Genomic DNA, 20,853 nt, shown 5'->3' with positions numbered 1-20,853 from the left:
TCAGCGCCCCCAGCTCGTTCAGTGACATGTGAGTGATCAAGGAGGACACGGCAATGGCACTTCTCGATGACGTCGCCCTGTGGGGCGGCAAGGTGAACATCGGTGGCTGGACGGAGGCGGCGGGCGGGACGCAGGACGTCACCGAGCCCGCCACCGGGGCCACGCTCGGCTCGGTGGGGACCGCTTCGCGCGAGGACGTCTACCGGGCGGCGCAGGTTGCCGCCGAGGCGCAGCGCGCGTGGGCGGCGAAGAAGCCCGAGGAGCGGGCCGCGGTGCTGCGGCGGGCCGGCCAGCTGTGGGAGGACCACGCCGCAGAGGTCCAGGACTGGATCGTCCGGGAGTCCGGCGGCATCCCGCCCAAGGCGCAGCTCGAGACGCACATCGCCGCGAACGAGTGCTACGAGGCCGCGGCCCTGCCCTCGCACCCGCACGGTGAGGTCCTGACCTCGGACGAGGACCGGTGGTCCTTCGCGCGGCGGCGGCCGGTCGGCGTCGTGAGCGTGATCGCCCCGTTCAACTTCCCCCTCATCCTCTCCATCCGCTCGGTCGCGCCGGCGCTCGCGCTCGGCAACGCGGTGCTGCTCAAGCCGGACCCCCGCACCGCGGTGTGCGGCGGCGTGGCCCTCATGCGCGTCTTCGAGGAGGCCGGCCTGCCCGCCGGCGTGCTCTCGCTCCTGCCCGGTGGCGCCGAGACGGGCCAGGCCGTGGTGGAGGCGCCCGAGGTGCGGGTGGTCTCCTTCACCGGCTCCACGGCGGCGGGCCGGAAGGTCGGCGAGACCGCGGCGCGGCTGCTCAAGCGCGCGCACCTCGAGCTCGGCGGCAACAACGCCCTGATCGTGCTCCCGGGCGCCGACCTGGCCAAGGCCGCGTCCGCGGGCGCCTTCGGGTCCTTCATGCACCAGGGCCAGATCTGCATGACCACCGGCCGGCACTTCGTCCACGAGACGGTGTACGAGGACTACGTCGCCGCCCTCGCCGAGAAGGCCGAGCACCTCCCCGTGGGCGATCCCGCCACGGGGCAGGTGGCGCTCGGCCCCATCATCGACGAGCGGCAGCGCGACCGCATCCACGGCATCGTCGAGGCCTCGGTGGCCCAGGGCGGGCGGCTCGCGGCCGGCGGCAGCTTCGAGGGGCTGTTCTACCGGCCCACCGTCCTGGCCGACCTCGACCTGGACAACCCCGCCTTCGCCGACGAGATCTTCGGCCCGGTGGCGCCCGTGACGAGGTTCACGAGCGTGGACGAGGTGGTGGACCTGGTCAACGCCAACGAGTACGGGCTGTCCGTGGGCATCCTGGGCGACGTCGGCACGGCGATGCAGATCGCCGACCGCGTGCACTCCGGCAAGGTCCACATCAACGAGCAGACCGTCTCGGACGAGGCCAACGCCCCGTTCGGCGGCGTGGGGGCGTCCGGGACCGGCGCCCGCTTCGGCGGGGCCACGGCCAACATGGACGCCTTCACCGAGGTGCAGTGGCTCACGATGCGCCCGGAGATCGCGCCGTATCCGTTCTGAGTCTGTTCTGGGTCCTGTGAGTTCGCCGGGAATGGGGGGTAATCCGGGAGCGCAGGCACAAAGTCTCTAGGTACCCCCGGCCGCGGGGGCGGACGGTAATGGCGTGGACACGCCACTGACCGCCCTCGCGGGCGCCCTCCGTCTCCAGGCGGCCGGCATCTATCTCGGCTGGGGTTCCTTCACGGTCCAACTCGGGAACCTCATCGTCATCCTCGCGATGATCGCGCTGTTCGTCGCAGCGCTCTTCCTGCCGTTCCCCGGGGGGAGGGACAAGCGGTGACCGCCCAGCCCTCGCAGCCGGAGCCCGGCGGCCGGATCGTCAACTGGACCGGACGCTTCCGGGGCTGGGGACTGCGGACCCTGCCACCGGACAAGCTCCTCCCCGAGACCCAGCCCAGCTACGTCGCCTCGTGGATCTACGTGTTCGGGATGGCCGCCATCGCGGCGCTCGCCTACGTGGTCATCTCGGGGCTGGTCCTCGCGCTCGACGGGCCCTCGTGGTACCACGTGTCCGCGTTCGGCCACTTCGTCAACAGCACCCATCTGTGGTCGGTCGAGCTGTTCTTCATGACGATGGTCATCCACCTCTGGGGCAAGTTCTGGATGGCGTCGTGGCGCGGCGGCCGCACCCTCACCTGGATCACGGGCGTCCTGGCGTTCGTCGTCTCGATCGTCACGGCGTTCACCGGGTACCTCCTCCAGACGAATTTCGATTCACAGTGGATCGCCTTCCAGGCGAAGGACGCCCTCAACGCCGTGGGGGTCGGCGCGTGGTTCAACGTGGCGAACCTCGGCCAGGTCCTGATGTGGCACATCGTGCTGCTGCCGCTCGCCGTGGGCGCCGTCGTGGTGCTCCACGTGCTCCTCGTGCGCGTGCACGGGGTCGCCCCGCCGCTCGAGGCCGCCGAGACCGACGCCCAGCTCCGAGGCTCCCAGCTCAGCGGCTCCCCGCTCGGCGGGGTGCAGGCCGCGGACGCGGAGGCGGCTCCTCGCGCCACCGAGGGCGGTGCGGCATGACGACCATGTCCCGCCCGCCTGCTGCGGGCCCTGAGCGCCACGGCCATTCCCGCTCCCGCCAGCCGCGCTCCCGCCAGCCACGGGACCTCGACCGCCGGCACGATCTCGAGGGCCGGCGCGATCTCGACCGGAGGCCCTGGCGCGGGGCCGTCCGCGAGTACGACCTGGTCAAGGAGCTCGTCTACGCGCTCGTCGTCGTCGGGGTGCTGACCCTGGGGCTCGCGGCGGTGGTCGGGTCCCCGGACGACGCCCCGGTGACGCTGGCCTCGTGGGCTGGCGCGGCGCCGTCGGACTTCGTGGCGACGGCCACGGCCGAGCTCGGGGGGACCAGCGACACCGCCCAGTACGGGCCGCCGTACAACGCCACCCAGGGCGTGAGCCAGACCCTCGGCCCGATCGACCTGCAGAGCCTCTCGGGGGTCCGCCTGCCGATCGACACCGCGCAGGACCTCGTGGTGGCGCCCCTCGCGGCGCTGCCCCAGCCGCCCTCGGCGCTCTCCGCGTGGACCGGTGCCACCGACAAGCAGCGCGCCGACTGGACCGCCGCGTACTCGGACGCCCTCACCAAGGCGCCCGACGGCGATCCCAGCAAGGTCGCGCCCGGCAACTACGGCCCGGTGCCCGCTCTGACCAGCTCACTCCTGGGCATGGCCCGCTCGGGCGCCCTCGACCGGGTCCTCGATGGCGGGGCGGTCAGCGGGACTGCCGCCGGCCTCGACCGCACCCGGACCGAGCTGCTCCTCGGCGACGGCACCTACTTCAAGGGCCTGGCAGCCGACCAGCACCTCACGGGCGACCAGTGGGGCATGATGAACGAGACCGGCAACTACCCCGGGCAGTCGTGGCTGTGGCTCTACTCCTTCTGGTACCAGGTCCCGCCGTTCAACGGGCTCGCGAACGCGGACCTCGTGGTCACCGGGATCATGGTGGTCCTGACCCTTGCGCTGATGTTCCTGCCCTTCATCCCGGGCCTGCGGTCGATTCCCCGGATCATCCCGCTCCACCGGCTCATCTGGCGGGACTACTACCGGCGGCGCTGAGCCGGGCGTGGGCGTGCGCGGGCCCAGCGGCGTGCAGAACGACACAACTCAGGCGGCCCAGGCCCCGTTTCGGGGGCAGGAGCCGCCTGAGTTGTGTCGAAGTGCCCGGGCGTCTCAGCCGATGCGCCTCAGCCGATGGGCTGGGCCTGCGGCGACGTGAGGCGGGTGAGCGCGTCGATGTCCCGCACCGCGCCCTTGTCCGCCGAGGTGGCCATGGCCGCGTAGGCGCGCAGGGCCGCGGAGACGGCACGCTCACGGTTCACCGGGTGGTAGCCGGTCGTGGCCTCGAGCCGCTCGCGCCGGGCGTCGAGCTCCGAGGCGTCGACCACGAGCTCCATCGAGCGGTTCGGGATGTCGATGCGGATCAGGTCCCCGTCCTCGACGAGGGCGATCGTGCCGCCCGAGGCCGCCTCCGGCGAGATGTGCCCGATCGAGAGGCCCGAGGTGCCGCCGGAGAAGCGGCCGTCCGTGATGAGGGCGCACTTCTTGCCGAGGCCGCGGCCCTTGAGGAACGAGGTCGGGTAGAGCATCTCCTGCATGCCCGGGCCGCCCTTGGGGCCCTCGTAGCGGATCACCACGACGTCGCCCTCCTTGACCGTCTTGTTGAGGATCTTCTCGACGGCCTCCTCCTGCGACTCGCACACCACGGCGGGGCCCTCGAAGGTCCAGATCGACTCGTCCACGCCAGCTGTCTTCACCACGGCACCGTCCACCGCAACGTTGCCGCGCAGCACCGCGAGGCCGCCGTCCTTCGAGTACGCGTGCTCGACCGAGCGGATGCAGCCGCCCTCGGCGTCCGTGTCGAGCGAGGTCCACTCGTTCGACTGCGAGAACGCGGTCGAGGAGCGCTGGCCGCCCGGGGCCGCGTGCCAGAGCTGCTGGGCCACCTCGGTGGCCTTGCCGCCGCGGACGTCCCACGCGTCGAGCCACGAGGCGAGGTCGGGGGAGTGGACCGAGCGCACGTCCGTGTGCAGGAGGCCGCCGCGGTTGAGCTCGCCCAGCAGCGCCGGGATGCCGCCGGCGCGGTGCACGTCCTCCATGTAGTACGTCTTGTCCTTGGCCACGTTTGGGGCGACCTTGGCCAGGCACGGGACCTTGCGGGACTTCGCGTCGATCTCGGCCAGGCCGTACTCGACGCCGGCCTCCTGCGCGGCCGCGAGCAGGTGCAGGATCGTGTTGGTCGAGCCGCCCATGGCGATGTCGAGGGCCATGGCGTTGTCGAACGCCTGCGCGGTGGCGATGGACCGCGGGAGGACGGAGTCGTCGTCGTCCTCGTAGTAGCGCTTGGCGAGGTCGACGGCGGTGGCGCCCGCCCGCTCGTAGAGCGCCTTGCGCGCGGTGTGGGTCGCGAGGACGGAGCCGTTGCCGGGGAGGGAGAGACCGATCGCCTCGGTGAGGCAGTTCATCGAGTTCGCCGTGAACATGCCGGAGCAGGAGCCGCAGGTGGGGCAGGCGTTCTGCTCGATGAGGTCGATGTCGGCGTCCGAGATGGACTCGTCCACGGCGTCCGAGATCGCGTTGACGAGGTCGAGGGAGCGGACCGAGCCGTCGGTGAGGGTCACGCGGCCGGCCTCCATGGGGCCGCCGGAGACGAAGACCGTGGGGATGTTCAGGCGCAGGGCGGCCATGAGCATCCCGGGGGTGATCTTGTCGCAGTTGGAGATGCAGACGAGGGCGTCGGCGCAGTGGGCGTTGACCATGTACTCGACCGAGTCGGCGATGAGGTCGCGGGAGGGCAGCGAGTAGAGCATGCCGCCGTGGCCCATGGCGATGCCGTCGTCCACGGCGATGGTGTTGAACTCGCGGGCGATGGCGCCGGCAGCGTGGATCGCCTCGGAGACGATGCGGCCCACCGGCTGCAGGTGCGTGTGGCCGGGGACGAACTCGGTGAACGAGTTGGCCACGGCGATGATCGGCTTCCCGATGTCCGAGTTGGCGACGCCGGAGGCGCGCATCAGTGCGCGGGCGCCGGCCATGTTGCGGCCATGGGTGACGGTACGAGAGCGAAGAGCTGGCATTGGACTAGAACACCACGCGCGCGCGACGGGCTGCCAGACGGCAGCGATACTAGTAGTGAAACTGCTAGCGTTCGAGGAGGCCTCCCTGGACACCGCCACGCCCGCCGAGACGCGCCGCAAGGAGTTGGGCGCCTTCCTCCGCTCCCGCCGGGAGCGGGCCGTGCGGGCCGACTACGACCTGCCGCCCGTGGGCCGGGGCCGCACCGTGGGTCTGCGGCGCGAGGAGGTCGCCTTCCTCTCCGGCGTCTCGGTCACCTGGTACACGTGGCTCGAGCAGGGCCGGGACATCCACCCGTCCCGGCAGGTGCTCGACGCCGTGGCCGTGAACCTGCGCCTGAGCGCCCCCGAGCACGACTACATCCTGGGCCTCAGCGGGTTCGCGCCGGCGCCCCGCGAGGTTCCCGGCACCCCGGAGCCAGTGCCCGAGCACGTCCAGCACCTGCTCGATGCGCTGGATCCCTCGCCGGCCTTCGCGGTGACCTCGACCTGGGACATCGGCGCGTGGAACAGCGGGTACGAGGCCCTCTTCCCGGGCATCGCCACCGTGCCCGCCCGCGACAGGAACCTCCTGCGCCTGACCTTCACCGACCCCTACGTGCGGGGCATGCTGCCCGACTGGGAGGTCACGGTGCGCAGCTTCCTGGCCGACTACCGCGCGGAGGCCGGTTCGCACGCGGACCGGGCCGCGCACGTCGAGCTCGTGACGCGCCTGCGCGAGGACTCCGCGGACTTCGCCCGAGCCTGGGACGACCACGAGGTGCGCCGCTTCGCCTCCCGCGCCCGGACCTTCCTCCATCCCGTGGCCGGGCGGCTGGACTTCGAGCAGCACCAGCTCGTGCCCGCGGATGCCCCGACGCTGCACATCGTCGCCTACCTCCCCGCGCCCGGCTCCGACACGGGGGAGCGAATGGCCCGGCTCGTGGGCAGCGGGACAGATCGCAGGGCTGGGCTCAGAACGGTGGCGGATCCTCGCGGTACGGGTGGGTGATGTAGCGGCGTCCTGAGGGCGCGGTCCACTCGAGAGTGCCCGGGGGCTCGGGGCTGGGTGGTGACGTCTGGCTCGGCGCCCGCTCGCGGGGCGGCGGTGCAGGTGTACCGGCCGGCAACCTTGTGCCGGGCACCTCCGCGTCGGTTCCGAGGTGCCGGACCGTCCAGAGGCCGAGGCTCTTGAGGCGATGGTGCTCGGGGCACAGGAGGGCAAGGTTGCGGACGTCGGTCTGGCCGCCCTCGTGCCATTCGATTGTGTGGTCGACCTCCGCGGCGGCCGAGGGCTTGTCGCAGCCGGGGAAGCGGCACGTCGCGTCGCGCACCGTGAGGAACCGCCGCATGGCTGCGGTGGGTGCATAGCGGATGCGGCCGATCGACAGCGGCGCTCCGTCCCGGGCGCTCACGAGCATCCGCGTCCAGGTCGAGGCCTGCGCGGCGAGGCGGCGTGCGGTGCCGGGATCGATGGGGCCGTAGCCGAGGATCTCGCCCGGTGCGTCGCCGGTGCCCTCGACGGTCGACGCCGATGCGGTCACCACGAGCTGCAGGCGCACGCCACCGAGCGGCGCCCCGCCGGTGACTGGGGTGCCGCTGAGCTGCCGGCCCGGGTCGTCCAGCAGGAGGTCGGTCAGGACGTCGGCGCGAAGCTGGTTGACGGTGCGTGCCTCGGCGGGCGACTGGAGCGAACGCGCGATCGCGGTGAGGCGCGTGTCGACCACCGCACCCACTTCGAGGGGGAGGAGCGCCGTGAGGTAGCACATGCCGTCGCCCACCGGAGTCACCTCCACACGGCGGTCCGTGACGGCCTTGGCCCTGCGCGCCGCGAGGGGCTCCTCGCAGTAGTCCTCCGCGAGGCGTCGCAGGCGCTGCCCCAAGGCGGGAAGGGTGGGCCGGTGGTCCGGGTCCTCGGGGGCGGCGATGGCGGTGGCCGCCGCTGCGAAATTCTCCAGGCGCGCGGACGGGACCGGAATGGCGGCGTCGAGCACGGCCGCCGCACGCTGCCGCGTCAGACGCCCGGCCCGCATGGCGGCGAGCACCGGGGCCAGGGCGGGATCGGCGAGGGCGCGGGCTTCCTCGACCCTCGCCCGCGCGGTCCGCTGGGACACGCGGAGTGCTGCGGCAATTTCGGAGGCCGCGAGGGCTGGGGCCTCGAGGTGCCGTTGGAGATCCCTTGACCGCTCGTGGATCTGCACGAGCTCGGCCATGAGTCGGGCGCGCTGGGCATCCAGGCGCGCCTGATCGACCTCGGTCTCCTCGATGGCCCGCACGATCTCCGCCGCATGCTCGAGGCGGAGCGCCCGCGCGGCGCCTTCGAGGTCGTCGTCACGGCGAGGGGCGGGGATGCCGAGAGCCTCCCACTCGCCCGCGCTGACGGTCCAAGGCTCAAGCGCGGCTGGGTCAAGCAGTGTTGAGCCGGTCTCCGCTGCCTCCAAGGGGCGCCCCTCGGCCAGATGCGGCGCGACGAGCGCCAGGACCGCTGGGGTTAGGGAATCCGGCTCGATCTCTCCTGCCTCGAGGCCCTCCACGAGGGTGAGGTAGTCGTCGATGACCGGGAGGGAGGCCCTGCCCTCGGGGCTCAGCGGGTCGACGAAGCCGTACTCCTCGTACTCCTTGGTAAGCAGCTCGTCATCGGGAGGAAGACCGTCGAGGCTGACTGCCCGGGACGCTCCCACGCCCCGCTGCCTCCCGACCCCGCCCGTCGTCCCCATACAGCTACTTTAGAATATATTTACGATAGTTACTAGAGTAATCCGAAACTAGATTCGCATAATGTCCGAGTGGATAGTAATGCCGTGAGCGGGCTCCAGCGATCCCGCGGCCTTCCCGACGATGTGCACCGAGAGGCTCGTGCTCCCGCTCGGCACCGTCGTCGGGAACCAGTGCCGACCGGGGGCGACGAGGATGAGAAGGCCTTCGACGTTCCCGATGGGCCGGAAGTCGGATGTTCCGGTGCCATAGGCCTCGATGCCGAACGCTGCCTCGGCCCGAGCTGCGACCGCCGGGACGTCCCCGACTGGAACCCCGACTTCGCTGATGGCGAGGACGTGCTCCGGACGGAACGGCCCGGTGCGGTCATCGGCGATGTCCCGGCGGATGATGAACTCGAGGATGTTGCCGTCGGCGTCCTCGAAGTAGAGCGAGTGCGCGTTCCAGTGCGGGGACGTCTCGAAGTCGTCTCTGCCCTCGGAATCGCGCAGGAGGGGCACCCGTTCGGAGATCCAGCGTTTGGCGGTGTCGAACATGAGCCGCGGAATGGTGAACGCGAGGTGCTGCCTGCCCGGGCCGGGATCGCCTTCGCGCAGGACCAGCCGCGAAGCGCCCGCCTGCACCGTCAAGGCGCCGTCCCCGTAGCGGGTGGGTAGCCCCAGAACCGAGCCGTAGAACGACTCGGCCCGGCCCAGATCGTCCGTGTCGAAGGCGACTGAGGTGATGCGCATGGGAACCACCCAACAGGCTCAAGCGACCTTGAGGTCAAGGGCCGCCCGGCCTGTCAGGTGAAGATGGTCTTGGGGTCGTCGCTGCCGTAGCGGGACAGGATCAGCGCGGCGACGTCGCGCAGCTTCTGGTTGCGGTTCATCGAGGCGGTCTTGAGTACGTCGATGGCCTCGTCCGCCGTGCAGTTGGACTGCGCCATGATGACCCCTGCTGCGAGGTTGATCGCGGTGCGCGACTCGAGGGCGGACTCGAGGTCCGACACCCGATCGGTCTCGCGCGCGAAGCGCACGGCGAGGTGCACCGAGCGGGACGCCAGGGAGGCGAGCTCCTCGGCACGCGCGCGGAGCTCGTCGGGGAAGCCGTCAGGCTTGGCCGAGTAGCAGTTGAGGGCGGCCTCGGCGTCGGCGGAGGTGGGCAGCGGGATCGGCGTCGCGAAGACCGAGCGGAGCGGGGCCCCGGCCACGGCGTCCCGATAGCGCGGATACCGGGTGGTCACGCTGAGGTCGGGAACATAGATCGTGCGGCCCGTGGCCACGGCCTCGGAGCACGGCCCCTCGCCGCTCGCGTACTGCAGCTCGTCCATGACGTCCGCGGCCGGGTCGCTGCTGCCCACCGTGGCCCGACGCCCGTGCCGGCCCACCGTGACGCTGCACGTGACCGTGCCGGGAACGGTGGGGTCCTTCGAGAGGTCGTGGGCAGCGACGACGGCGACCCGCGCCAGGAACGTCGCGAGGTCAACGCTCCCGAGGAACAGGTCGAGGAGCTCGTCCTCCTGCGCCCGGGCCAGTACAGCTTCCGGCACCTGTCCGGCGATGGTCTCGTCCATGCTGGGTTAGCCTCCTTGCGCGGGGCCCTCACGATGGCCCCGTATGGTGCGATCCCAAGCCTACGCCGTTCCACCCATCGGGAGGGGGCCGGGCCCGAGATGACGGGCCCGCGGCCCCTTCCGTCTGCCCGCGCGTCTACCGCGCCTTCCGGTGGATCGACTTGTAGGTCAGGTACGCGCCCAGGCCCTCGATCCCGTACTCCGTCCCGAGGCCGGAATCGTGCCGGCCGCCGAACGGCGCCGCGTGGTTCGAGGCGAAGAAGTTGATGCCGATCGAGCCGGTGTCCACCCGGTCTGCGACGGCCAGGGCCGCCTCCGGATCGGAGGAGAACACGAGCCCGCCCAGCCCGAACTCGGTGTTGTTCGCCAGCGCCACGGCCTCGTCGGCCCCACGACCCGGCCCCGCGTCGCTGTACTTCAGGATGGTCAGCACCGGGCCGAAGATCTCCTCCCGCGCCACCCGCATCGACGGGGTGACGTCGGCGAAGACGGTCGGCTCCACGAAGTACCCGCCCTCGAGTCCGCTTCCGGCCGCGAACGACGCCGCCCTGCCGCCCGCCACGGCCCGCGCGCCTTCCGCGAGGCCCGACTCGACGTACCCCATCACGGTCTCGAACTGGGACTTCGTGGCGCTCGGCCCGAACACGGTCGCGGGGTCGAGCGGGTCGCCCTGCGGCGCCGCCGCGATGACCGACGCGGCCATGTCCACCACCTCGCGGTACCGCGAGGCCGGCGCGAGGATCCGCGTGGAGATGTAGCAGGTCTGGCCGGTGTTGCGCATCGAGGACCGGATCAGCACCTTCGACATCGCGTCCAGGTCCGCGTCCGGCAGCACGATCGCGCTCGACTTCCCGCCGAGCTCGAGCGTCACGGGCCGCAGCAGCTCCCCGCACGCGGCGGCGATGCGCCGGCCCACCGGCGTCGACCCCGTGAACGCGACCTTGTCCACGCCCGCGTGCTTCACGAGCACGTCGCCCATCCGGCCCGACCCCGTCACGAGGTTCACGACGCCGGCCGGCACCCCCGCCGCCGCGACGGCGTCGACGATGAACCGGATCGACAGCGGCGTGGGCGACGCGGGCTTGATCACCACGGTGCAGCCCGCCAGCAGCGCCGGGGCGAGCTTGATGACCACGAGGTTGATCGGGAAGTTCCACGGCGCGATCAGCGCGCACACGCCCACCGGGTCGCGCCGCACCACGGACTCCTGGCCCGGGGCGAACGGGAACGGCCGCACGTCCTCGCGCTCGAGGTACTCGGCGAGCGTGGCGAAGTAGCGGAAGATCCCGGCCGCGTTCGCCGCCGCCCCGCGCGTCTCGGTGATCGGCGAGCCGTTCTCGCGCGTGTTCGTCTGCGCGAGGGCCTCGGCGCGGGCCTCGATCTCGTCCGCGATCTTCAGCAGGTACGCCGCGCGCTCGGAGGGCGAGAGGCGGGGCCAGGGGCCGGCGTCGAACGCCCTGCGCGCGGCGGCGACGGCGGCGTCGACGTCGTCGGCCGAGCCGTCCGGCACGGACCCCCAGACCTCGCCCGTCGCGGGGTCGGTGACCGGGTTGCGGCCCGTCGCCTGCGCGGGGACGTACGCGCCGTCGATGAACACGTCGTCCACGCGGGTGTACGGCAGGGAGAGGGCGGCGCGGCGCGCCCGGGCGTCGGGGCCGGAGGCGGACGACGCCGGCCGCTCGCCTCCCGCGGTCGTGGCGCCGGTGTGGGTGGGGACAGTCATCGGAGCACTCCCGTCTGGAGCAGCGCGTTGGAGCGCGCGAGGTCTGCGGTGGCCATCTCGACGGCCGCGGCGGTGATGAGCTCGGGAACGATCTCGGCCGCGAGCCGGTCGGCGTACGTGGACGGGTCCATCTTGAACCACGAGGACGCGAGGGCGATCCCGGCGCGGTCGAAGCGCCAGAGCCGGTCGGCGTCCCGCATGAGGGCGTCCTCGAGGGAGTAGGCCACGTGGCGGGTGTCGTGGCCCTCGATGATCGCGGTGACGCGCTCGACGAACTCCTCCGAATAGCCGAGCCCGGGCAGCACCTCGCGGGCCACGAGGCAGCCCTGGTGCTCGTGCTCGTACCGGATCTGGGCCTTGCGCCAGTCCCCGGTGAAGCCCTCGGAGAGGATGCGGGACTCGTCCACCCGGGCCCAGCCGGTGTCGTGCAGGAGGGTCGCGACGAGCACGAGCTCGCGGGCCGAGGCCGGGTACGCGTCGCACAGCCGCTCGGCGTAGGCCACCGAGATGGGCAGGTGGATGTCGTTGCCGCGGGTGCGGGTGTACCGGACCACGGCTTTCCACAGCGGGTCGAGCCGGCCACCGGGGCCCGCGGTCCCTGGCGTCTCGCAGATGGGCCGCGTGTCCACGGGCCCCTCGGCGGGGACGGGCCGCACCGGGTACGCGGCGGCGAACGCGTCCGCGCGGGCGGCGTCGATCTCGAGGGTGTTCTCGGTCATCGGGTTCCTCCCGCGGCGACGGCGGTGGCGAGCGGGACGGCCAGGGTCTTCAGCTGCACGTCCGCGGCGGCGGCCTGGACCGCCTCGGCCGGGATGTTCTGGCCCTTGGCGAGGGCGTTCTTGACGGCCATGAAGTCCAGCGGGGCGTTGACGCAGTCGGCGGCGATGATCCGGCCCGCGCGGTAATAGAGCACGGAGAACTTGCCGCGCTCGTCGTCCCGGCGCACCACGGTCTGATCAAAGCCCATGGACAGGCCCGCGATCTGGAGCTTGAGGTCGGCCTGGTTGGACCAGAACCAGGGGATGCCCGCGTACTCCTCGCGCCGGCCCATGAGCGAGTAGGCCGCGACCTTCGCGTGCTCGATCGCGTTGTTGACGCTCTCGAGGCGGATGCGCTCGCCGGCGGGGGAGCCGGGCACGGGGTTGGGCATGTTCGCGCAGTCGCCCACGGCCACGGTGGTGCCGTCCGAGGCGAGCGCGTACTGGTCCACGACGATTCCGTTGTCCACGGCCAGGCCCATCTGCTCGGCCAGCTCCGTGTTCGGGACGACGCCGATGCCCACGAGCACGATCTGCGCCGGGACGACCTCGGGTTCCGTGCTCTCTCCCGCGGCGAGCTCGACGCCGGCGACCGCAGGAGCGGCGTCGTGCGCGGAAGCCGTTCCGCCGGGGCCCGGCACGAAGCGGGTGATCTTCGCGCCGAGGCGGATGTCGAGGCCGCGGGCGCGGTGGGCGTCGAGGAAGAACTGGGCGGTCTCCTCGCCCACGGCGCGGCCCACGAGCCGCGGGCCGGCCTCGAGGACCACCACGTTCTTGCCCATCTTCTTCAGGCTCGAGGCGGCCTCGAGCCCAATGAAGCCGCCGCCCACCACCACGACGTCCGTCGCGCTGCCCACGATGGCCTTGAGGGCCAGGGCGTCGTCGGCGTTGCGGAGATAGACGACGCCGGCCAGATCGCCGCCGTCGATCGCGAGCTTCCGCGCCCGCGCACCTACGGTGAGCGCCAGGCGCTTGAACGGGAACTCGGCGCCCGAGGCTGCCATCGCGACCCCGGACCCGTCAGGGTTCTTCTCGATCCGGGTGATCCGCTGGTCCTTGACGAGGGTGACGTGGTGCTCGTCCCAGTACTCGTTGGAGCGGAAGATGAGCGACTCGTTGCCCACCTCGCCCTGGAGCCACTCCTTGGAGAGGGCCGGGCGCTGGTAGGGGCGGTGGTTCTCCTCGCCGAGGAGGGTGATGGGCTCCTCGAAGCCGAGGGCGCGGAGCGAGATGGCGAGCTGGACGCCGGACTGGCTCGCGCCGATGACCAGCAGGCCGGTGGGCTCTGCGGTGGGTGCATCTGGGGCGGTCATCTCACACCTGGGTTTCCGGGGTGGTCACGTAGAGGTCCATCCCCTCGGTGAGCTTGAGCTGGCAGGACAGGCGTGAGTTCTCCTCGCGGTCCACGGCGGTGCCGTAGAGCATCTCGTCCTCCATGGGCTCGATGGGCGGGAGCGTGTCGAGGCAGTCCTCGCGGACAAAGACGTGGCACGTGGCGCAGGAGAGCGAGCCGCCGCACTCGGCGACGATGCCCGGCACGCCGTTGCGCACGGCGGTCTCCATGACGGAGTCGCCGGGGCGTCCCTCGATGTCCCGGACGGTGCCCTCCGCGTCGGTGTAGTGGACGGTGGTGGTCATTGGGGTGCTCTCCTGAGAATCGGTGGCAGGGTGGTCTAAAGGGTTCAGATGAATTGCCGGCCGCCGTCGACCACGAGGGTCTGGCCGGTCATGTAGGAGGAGTCGGGGCTCGCGAGGAAGAGGGCGGCGCCCACGATGTCCTCGGGCTGGCTGGCCCGCTTGATGGAGCCGCGGTCCACGCCGTAGGTCTCGGCGTTCTCCATGAGCCCGTAGCTGGCCTCGGTGAGCGTGAAGCCGGGGGCGATCGCGTTGACCGTGACCCCGCGCTTGCCGAGCTCCTTGGCCAGGACCCGGGTCAGGGCCACGACGCCGCCCTTGGAGGCCACGTAGTGGGCCCACTGCTCGGAGCCGGAGTAGATCGTGGCGCTCGAGAGGTTGATGACGCGGCCTCCCTCGCCCAGGTACGGGCTGGCGGCGCGGGTCACGAGCCACGGGCCCTTGAGGTTCACGCCCATCACGAGGTCCCACTCGGCCGGGTCGATCTCCTCGAACGGGCTGCGGGTCACCGTCGCGTAGATCGCGGCGTTGTTGACGACGACGTCGATCCGGCCGCCGCCGAACTCGGCCGCTTCGGCGGCCATCGCCTCGGTGGACGCGACGTCGGTGACGTCGACCTTGAGGGCGAGGGCCTCGGCCTGCGTGCCCTCGACGGCCGTCTCCCGCACGAGCTGCGCGGTCTCCTCGGCGCCGGCGGCGTTCACGTCCGCGACGGCCACCTTGTAGCCACGGGAGGCGAAGCCGAGGGCGAAGGCCCGGCCCAGGCCCCCGGCCGCGCCCGTGATGAGCGCGAGCCGGGGAGCTGTGGTCTGGGGATCAGGCATGCGCCGGCTCCTGGCTGTGCTCGTGACCCGACTCGCCGTGCGCGTGGCTGTGCGCGCCGGGCCCGGAGACCGTGGCGGCGGGGGCGGCGTCGAGGATCTCCACGGTGCCCTTCGTGCCGTCCACGCGGAGCATCTGGCCCGTGCGGATGGTCGTGGAGCCCGAGCCTGTGCCGGTCACGGCGGGGAGGCCGTACTCGCGGCACACGATCGCCGCGTGGCTCATCATGCCGCCGATGTCCGTGACGGTCGCGGCGATCTTGCCGAAGATCGGGCCCCAGGACGGCGCCGTGACGGTGGCGACGAGGATCTCGCCCTGCTGGACCTCGGAGAGCTGGTCCGCGTCGGTGACCACGCGGGCCGGGCCCTCGACCACGCCGGGGGAGGCCGCCATGCCGCGCAGGCCGCCGCCCTCCACGGCCTCGCCCTCGCCGAGCCACTGCTGCACCTGCTCGGTGGTGATGCCCCAGAGCATGCGGGTGAAGGGCTCGGTGATGGAGGCCGGCGGGGTGTTGAGTGCGGGCTGGGGCCGGGCGGTCTTGAGCGCGTCGACAATCTTGCGGCGGCGCTCGATCTCCTCGGGCCAGTAGCTCGGGCCGATCGGCTCCGAGGCGCCCACGCCCCACCAGGTCACGAGGTCGAACAGCGCGTCGCGGACCTCGTTGCGGCCCAGGTAGAGGAGGTCGTCCGGCTCGGTCCAGAAGCCCTCGGCGTGGAACACGCGGGAGAGCTCGCGGATCTTGCGCCAGAACACGCCCATGGTCCAGTGCTCGATGTAGAAGTTGTGGTTCTCCACGTACGGGTAGCACTGGGCGGCCAGGCCGCGCTTGGCGTCGAAAGCGGCGAGGTTGTCGCCGTCGAGCAGCTCGCGGTACTCCTCGACGATCCGCTCCTTCTCGGCGATGAGCGCCTCGACCGGGCGGAGGATCTCCTGCCCCGCGTCCAGCCGGGCGATGTAGTCCTTGATGTAGTTGAGCGGGATCTCCGGGTGCTCGTTCCAGTACTTGTCGTGGCCGTAGAAGCCGTTGCCCACGGTGAAGTTGAACCACGGCTCGTGCGCTTCCTCCCAGCGCTGGATCCAGTGGTCACCCCCGGCGGAGGCGCGGATCGCGCCCAAGGTGGCGTCGGCGTCGTCCGCGTTCTCGAAGGCGGACTGCAGGCCGAGCTCGACGGCGAGTGCGGCGAGGCCCTTGAGCTCGTCGTCGGGGCGGAACAGCTCCATGTCCACGCCCTGCACCATCGTGGCGATGGACTGGTCCGGGATGTTCGGGAAGACCTGCTTGCAGAAGTTGAAGAAGTCCAGGTAGGCGATGTACCCGAGGTTGAGGAACTCGAAGTGGTACTGCCAGTTCTGGTAGGCGAGCTGGATGAGGCGGTCGTAGTTGTCGAGGAGGACCTCGGAGCCGTCCTTCGCCTTGCCGGAGTGGATGTCCTCGATCGGGACGATGGCCGGGGGCTTGGCGAAGGTGATCTTCTCCATCTCGTCGATGGTGCCCTTGACCTTGGTGTGCCACTGCTCGAGCAGCCGCGGCCAGTTCTGGAAGTAGTAGCCCACGCGCTCCTCGAAGGCCGGCACGCGCGCGGCGATCTGGTCCTCCGGCACCGGGATGGGGCTCATGTAGAGGTAGCCGAGGTGGATGCGGAACTCGATCCCGTTCGCGTTCGGGATCATGAGGTGGCGGGCGTTGTACTGGCCCAGGCACTTGACCGCGAACTCGCCGCCGATCGTCTCGAACGGCTTGAAGACGGTGGGCCAGTGCTGGCTGTCGCAGAACCAGAACTTGGCGTCCTCCTGCTCCTTGAGCTTGTCCTGGAACACGAGGTAATAGGGGTACAGCTTCTCCCAGCCCTCGGCTCCGGCAGGGACCGGGAGCTCGGACGGCTTCGGGAAGGACTTCATCGACATTGGTGTGTCCTGTCTTCTGTGGGGTGCTGCGGAAGGGGTGCTACGCGGTGAGCTTGATGGAGCCCCAGCTGAAGCCGCCGGTGGTGGCGGACGACGGCGCGGCGCCGGCTTGCGCGCTCTGGCTCACCACGGGCTGGGGTGCGGTGGCGGGCTTGGAGGAGTGGACGGTCTCGGGGCGGGCCTGCAGGAGCAGGAGGTTCTCGCCGTCGGGGAGGTCGGCGTCGAGGGCCCACTCGATGTCCTGCGGGGTCTTGTAGTGCTTCTCGGCGCGCTTGGCGAGCGTGGCGACTGCGGTGAGCTGCGCGTCGGTGAGGCAGCGGCGGGAGCGGCGTTCGGCGTCGACCTCGCGTTCCACGAGGCGGCGCGTGGCGTCCGGGACGAGCTCGGCGTGCTTGTCGCCGAGGTGCTCGGTGACGAGGGCGAGGGTGACCTTGTCCAGGACGATGTTGTCCGGGGTGACCTGGCCGGAGACCACCATCTCGCCGACGCCGTAGGAGGCGTCGATGGTGATCTTGGAGCGGTCGCCGTTGGTGGGGTCGAGGGTCATGGCGACGCCGGAGGCCTTCGCGTTGACCATCTTCTGCACCACCACGGCCATGGAGAGGCCCTCGTTGGGGATGCCGTTCTTGAGGCGGTAGATGATGGCGCGCGAGGTGTAGAGGGAGGCCCAGCACTTGCGGATGTGCTCGCCCACCGCGTCGAAGCCCTCGAGCCAGAGGTAGGTGTCCTGCTGGCCGGCGAACGAGGCGTCGGGGAGGTCCTCCGCCGTGGCGGACGAGCGGACGGCGACCGGGACGGGGGAGTCGAAGCGGGACTGCAGGGCCTCGTAGGCGGCGACCGTCTGGGCGCGGGCCTCGGCCGGGACTGGGCACTCCTCGATGCTCGCGCGGATGGTCGCGGAGACGGCGTCGACCTCGGCGACGTCCTCGGGGTTGAGGCCGGCCAGGAGCGCGTGGATCCTCTCCGTGATCTGGTTCTCCGCCATGAACGCGTCGAACTGGGCGGTGGTGACCACGAAGCCCGGGGGACGGGCATGCCCGCGGACGTCATCGTGACGAGCGAGGCGCCCTTGCCCCCGAGGTTCGCGAGGGTCGGCTCGGTGCCGCCGTCGAAGAACTGGATGTACTGCGTGTCCTGGAAGTTCGTGTCCTGCATGGTCTGCTCCATGGTTGTGGTCGGCGCGTTCATTCGGTCCAGCTCACCGGGACGGAGACGGGGACGCGGAAGGAGAGGTTCTCGCGGAACTCGATGCTCTCCGGGTCGTCCACGGTGAGGTGGGGGAGCTTGGCCGTGGCCTCTTCGAGGGCGATCTTGGCCTGGAGCTTGGCGAGCATGTTGCCGAGGCAGTAGTGGATGCCGAAGCCGAACGAGAGGTGCTCGCGGGCGTTGGGGCGGGCGATGTCGAAGGTCTCGGGATCCTCGAACTTGGACTCGTCGCGGTTGGCCGAGCCCATCACGAGCAGGATGCCGGAGCCCTTGGGGATCTTCACCCCGCCGATCTCGGCGTCCTTGAGGGCCTTGCGGCGCCAGGCGACGATCGATCCTGAGTAGCGGAGCACCTCGTCGATGGCGCCGGGGATCTTCTTGGGGTCCTCGACGAGCTGCTGCCAGGTCTCGGGGTCCGCGGCGAGGAGGCGGAGGGCGTTGGAGATGAGCGTGGTGGTGGTCTCGTGGCCGGCGAAGAGGAGGCTGTAGGCCACCGAGGCGATCTCGTGGTCGGAGATCTCGGCGCCGTCCTTCTGGGCGGTGACGAGGTCCGCGATGAGGTTGTCGCCGCCCTCGGCGTGGGCCTTGGCGACGAGGGCGAGGCAGGCCTGCCAGTACTGGACGAGGTTGTGCGCGTGGGGGATCTGCTCCTCATCGGAGAGGTCGCCCCAGGTCATCGCTGCGCGGGAGTCGGACCAGCGCTTGTAGTCGTCCAGCTTGGCGAGGTCCTCGCCGATGAGGGTGAGGATGGTGATGGTGGGGACCTCGTAGGCGAGGTCCTTGACGATCTCGCCGTGGTGGGCGGCTGTGTCCTGGCCGCGGGCGATCATCGCGTCCAGGCGGTCGGCGACGTTCTGCCGGATGAATGGCTCGAGGACCTTGAACCGGCGCGGCGTGAAGGCCTTCTGCACGATGCCGCGGATGCGGGTGTGCTCCGGGGGGATGCGGGCGGAGAGGCCCGAGTAGGCGGTGAAGCCGCCCTCGTTCATGATCTGGGTGGCCTGCGGGCCGCGCTTGCGGACCGGGGCCTGGGCGTTCTCGGAGGAGAAGGTCTCCCAGTCGTCGAAGACGGCCTTGATGTCGTCGTAGCGGGTGACCACGAAGAGGTCGATCCGCTCGTCGTACATGACCGGCTCCTCGGCGCGGAGGGCCGCGTACGCCGGGAAGGGGTTCTTCATCTGGAACGGCTCGTAGCCGTGGTGGGTGGCGTTGTGCGCGGCCGACGGCGCGTGGCCGGCGCTCGCGGGCGCCGCACCTGTGTCGGTGCCCGCCTGGGCGCCGAACCCGAACGGGCAGCCGGTTCCCTGAGTCTCCAGTGACATCAGCACTCCTTGATCTGGTGGCCTCCGGCGCGGCTGGGGGCCGGGCCTCTGCGTCTTGTTCCAGTGTGGTCCTGATCACCGGTAGGTGTGCTGCATCACCTTCCACTGGGTGGAAGCAGCTTGACTGAGTTGTCGGCTGTGGACCCCCTCGACGCCCTGAGTATCGCTCGGTCCCCGGGGTGGCGTCTTGATGGCGATCATCTCTGGCCCAGCCCTGTGAACAGCGGGGGCGGGACCGCCCGCTCGGACGATGAGAGACAGCCATCACGAGGGGGAAACCTGGGCCAATCCGAAGGAATCGAGGAAACAGTCGAGGGGATGCTTCGGGTCGGGCCGACGGCTCGGCGAAGAGCTGGCCCGAGCACGCGAGCGGGAACTCCGCCGTGGCCAGGCGGCCGGAGAAGCGCAGGCCCAGTATCTGCACGCCCGGTTCGACGCCCACGGGCAGCCGCCTGCGCGCAGCTCGCCCCTGTCATAGACGACCGGCTATGGGACGCCGCCAATGGCCGCGACGTCGAGAAGGCGTGCGCGGCCGCCACAACATGGGGGGACCACCACCCCACGGGGGCAAGTGCGCCCGGCGCTGCCCGCCGACGAGTGCCGAAGATGTGCACCCTCGCGCCGCCGCCCGTCGCGCCCTGAAGCGAAGCCTCCCGCGGGGCGACCGCATCTGCCGGCAGCGCCAGCACTTACCCTTCGCGCACGGACTGTTGTTCGCCAGTAAAGACTGCATCGAAATCTGAATAGGCCGCTCAGCCGCCGCCGACGTCCGAAAGTGGGCAAAGCTTGAGCGTGCGAGCCGTCGGCCGGTGGTAAACGAGGGCCAGCCATAGAAGCTGGGTTGATTAGCCGGGTAGATTGCGCGTCGCTAAGGCTTTGGCGCTAGGCAACTGCATGCCTCAGTTTCATTTGTGCCCGACAGCCGCATGACTCACTTCCCCCGATCCTCTCCACGTCATAGGGAATGGGCCGTGCGCTGAGAAAATCTGGATGCACTCTTCTCACTCTGGTTAACATGTTGGAAACACAGTCGTCATTTGGACGCAACGTTCGGCTGCACGAGTCCGGCGGCCGACGGTCCAACTGATCCCCATCGGCATCAGTACCGGCGGTGGGCCACGCCGTTGCCCAGAAGTGCCGCTGCCCCGAGCGCCGAGCGGCGAAGCTCAGGAGTGGACCCATTGACGACACCGCTGAGTTCAGGCCGCCGCCGGCCAGATCCGTCGCTGGTTCACCCGACCTGTCAACAGCTGCTTCCCGAACGAATCGACAGGGGCGCCGGCTGGGCGAGTCCCCTCACTGGTGCCTTCCTGGCCGACATCGGGTGCGCCCGGGGGCCCGGGAGGGTACCAGTAGACCTCCGCCCGTATGTTTCGGGCATGTTAACTGGGGCGGGAAAATGTGATCTCGAAGTTCTCATAAAAGGGGGTCGCGTGCGCGAATTCTGTGACGTAGGTTTGGTTCACCGAAGGACGGAATGTAACCCACATCACGTAAAGCTGGGGCTCGGAGCAGAGCTCTAGGCTGACCTCTATGAATTAGAGGGGTTCCGATTTGGCAACGTGGCCTAAAAGGACACGCCTATGCCGTAATTGGGCTACTTCGGACGCTGTTCGCGAATCAATCGGCTGTCAGGAAAACTGCCTG

The 20,853-nt window shown here is 70.5% G+C and carries 17 protein-coding genes; 5 read left to right on the top strand and 12 right to left on the bottom strand.

What is annotated here, in order from left to right; all coding sequences use genetic code 11:
* Positions 1–53 precede the first annotated feature (53 nt).
* The 4 genes from SA2016_RS19180 (at position 54) to SA2016_RS19170 (ending at position 3,571) form a co-directional block, all read left to right on the top strand.
* Positions 54–1,514 (top strand): benzaldehyde dehydrogenase, encoded by a 1,461-nt coding sequence (locus SA2016_RS19180; RefSeq protein WP_066501332.1) that lies wholly within the window; start codon positions 54–56, stop codon positions 1,512–1,514.
* Between the two features lie 103 nt (positions 1,515–1,617).
* The gene (locus SA2016_RS21615) at positions 1,618–1,794 is read left to right on the top strand and encodes a hypothetical protein (RefSeq protein WP_157089151.1); all 177 of its coding nucleotides are present in this window, start codon (positions 1,618–1,620) and stop codon (positions 1,792–1,794) included.
* Positions 1,791–2,531, top strand: coding sequence for a cytochrome b N-terminal domain-containing protein (locus SA2016_RS19175; protein WP_084249660.1), 741 nt, complete (start codon positions 1,791–1,793; stop codon positions 2,529–2,531). Before SA2016_RS21615 ends, SA2016_RS19175 begins: the two co-directional genes overlap by 4 nt.
* On the top strand, positions 2,528–3,571 hold the full coding sequence (locus SA2016_RS19170; RefSeq protein ID WP_218030558.1) for a hypothetical protein: 1,044 nt from the start codon (positions 2,528–2,530) through the stop codon (positions 3,569–3,571). The genes SA2016_RS19175 and SA2016_RS19170 overlap by 4 nt, the downstream gene beginning before the upstream one ends.
* A 128-nt stretch (positions 3,572–3,699) precedes the next feature.
* On the opposite strand, the gene ilvD is transcribed toward SA2016_RS19170, so the two are convergent.
* Positions 3,700–5,589: a dihydroxy-acid dehydratase gene (gene ilvD, locus SA2016_RS19165; RefSeq protein WP_066501325.1), complete on the bottom strand. Its 1,890-nt coding sequence runs from the start codon at positions 5,587–5,589 to the stop codon at positions 3,700–3,702.
* 55 nt (positions 5,590–5,644) lie between these two features.
* On the opposite strand from ilvD, the gene SA2016_RS19160 reads away from it, so the two are divergent.
* Positions 5,645–6,577, top strand: a complete 933-nt coding sequence (locus SA2016_RS19160; RefSeq protein WP_229710853.1) for a helix-turn-helix transcriptional regulator — start codon at positions 5,645–5,647, stop codon at positions 6,575–6,577.
* Here SA2016_RS19160 and SA2016_RS19155 read toward each other — a convergent pair.
* The 11 genes from SA2016_RS19155 to SA2016_RS19105 all read right to left on the bottom strand — a co-directional run bounded on the left by SA2016_RS19155 (position 6,540) and on the right by SA2016_RS19105 (position 19,206).
* Positions 6,540–8,282: an HNH endonuclease signature motif containing protein gene (locus tag SA2016_RS19155; RefSeq protein WP_084249659.1), complete on the bottom strand. Its 1,743-nt coding sequence runs from the start codon at positions 8,280–8,282 to the stop codon at positions 6,540–6,542. The two genes, SA2016_RS19160 and SA2016_RS19155, sit on opposite strands and share 38 nt — an antisense overlap.
* Positions 8,283–8,330: 48 nt before the next feature.
* A complete protein-coding gene (locus SA2016_RS19150; RefSeq protein WP_066501322.1) occupies positions 8,331–9,011 on the bottom strand; it encodes a VOC family protein in 681 nt (226 codons plus the stop codon).
* 53 nt (positions 9,012–9,064) lie between these two features.
* On the bottom strand, positions 9,065–9,835 hold the full coding sequence (locus SA2016_RS19145; RefSeq protein ID WP_066501321.1) for a GAF and ANTAR domain-containing protein: 771 nt from the start codon (positions 9,833–9,835) through the stop codon (positions 9,065–9,067).
* A 136-nt stretch (positions 9,836–9,971) separates the two neighbouring features.
* Positions 9,972–11,558: an aldehyde dehydrogenase family protein gene (locus SA2016_RS19140; protein ID WP_066501318.1), complete on the bottom strand. Its 1,587-nt coding sequence runs from the start codon at positions 11,556–11,558 to the stop codon at positions 9,972–9,974.
* Entirely contained in the window at positions 11,555–12,277 is a 723-nt protein-coding gene (locus tag SA2016_RS19135; protein ID WP_066501315.1) for an HD domain-containing protein, read from the bottom strand. Before SA2016_RS19135 ends, SA2016_RS19140 begins: the two co-directional genes overlap by 4 nt.
* Complete coding sequence (locus SA2016_RS19130) at positions 12,274–13,629, bottom strand: NAD(P)/FAD-dependent oxidoreductase (protein ID WP_066501312.1); 1,356 nt, start codon at positions 13,627–13,629, stop codon at positions 12,274–12,276. Before SA2016_RS19130 ends, SA2016_RS19135 begins: the two co-directional genes overlap by 4 nt.
* Position 13,630: 1 nt before the next feature.
* Complete coding sequence (locus SA2016_RS19125; RefSeq protein WP_066501310.1) at positions 13,631–13,954, bottom strand: 2Fe-2S iron-sulfur cluster-binding protein; 324 nt, start codon at positions 13,952–13,954, stop codon at positions 13,631–13,633.
* A gap of 44 nt (positions 13,955–13,998) precedes the next feature.
* Positions 13,999–14,775 (bottom strand): SDR family NAD(P)-dependent oxidoreductase, encoded by a 777-nt coding sequence (locus SA2016_RS19120; RefSeq protein WP_066501305.1) that lies wholly within the window; start codon positions 14,773–14,775, stop codon positions 13,999–14,001.
* Positions 14,768–16,678 (bottom strand): PEP-utilizing enzyme, encoded by a 1,911-nt coding sequence (locus tag SA2016_RS19115; protein ID WP_066501303.1) that lies wholly within the window; start codon positions 16,676–16,678, stop codon positions 14,768–14,770. The genes SA2016_RS19120 and SA2016_RS19115 overlap by 8 nt, the downstream gene beginning before the upstream one ends.
* Positions 16,679–16,718: 40 nt before the next feature.
* Positions 16,719–17,693 (bottom strand): PEP/pyruvate-binding domain-containing protein, encoded by a 975-nt coding sequence (locus tag SA2016_RS19110; protein ID WP_257125825.1) that lies wholly within the window; start codon positions 17,691–17,693, stop codon positions 16,719–16,721.
* 169 nt (positions 17,694–17,862) lie between these two features.
* Positions 17,863–19,206 carry a cytochrome P450 gene (locus SA2016_RS19105; protein ID WP_066501301.1) on the bottom strand — a complete coding sequence of 448 codons (1,344 nt, stop codon included), beginning with the start codon at positions 19,204–19,206 and terminating at the stop codon, positions 17,863–17,865.
* Positions 19,207–20,853 lie beyond the last annotated feature (1,647 nt).

The sequence above is a fragment of the Sinomonas atrocyanea genome (genome assembly GCF_001577305.1).
GTDB lineage: Bacteria > Actinomycetota > Actinomycetes > Actinomycetales > Micrococcaceae > Sinomonas > Sinomonas atrocyanea.
Note: the sequence above shows the minus strand (reverse complement) of the source record. Positions and strands in the feature narration are given on the sequence as shown.